The 282-nt window shown below is 72.7% G+C and carries 1 pseudogene; it reads right to left on the minus strand.

Going from position 1 to position 282, the window contains the following annotated elements:
* A pseudogene (locus ACTFO6_RS18630) lies at positions 1–282 on the minus strand (ABC transporter ATP-binding protein); the annotation flags it as partial.

The raw sequence follows: 282 nt of genomic DNA on the forward strand, positions 1-282 counted from the left end.
TCGTCGCCCGCCGTGAGCTGGGTGAACACTTCCTCCAGGGTGGCGGGCCACGGCGCCAGGTGATAAAGGCCCCAGCCCCGGTGCACCGACTCCTGCACCAGCGCGTCGGTGGGATCCTCTTGCGGCGCGCAGTGCACGCGAAACTCCCCCGAGGGCAGGCGTTCGGCGCGGGCGACGCCGGGGATGGCCTCGATCGCTTCCTCCGCCGGCGGCCGCCTCAAGCCCACGACGAGGCTACCGGCCCCGCCGCTGTAACGGGCGGCAGCAAGGGTGTCGTCGAAC

This window comes from Pelomicrobium sp. G1, from assembly GCF_051905455.1.
Taxonomy (GTDB): Bacteria; Pseudomonadota; Gammaproteobacteria; order Burkholderiales; family UBA6910; genus Pelomicrobium.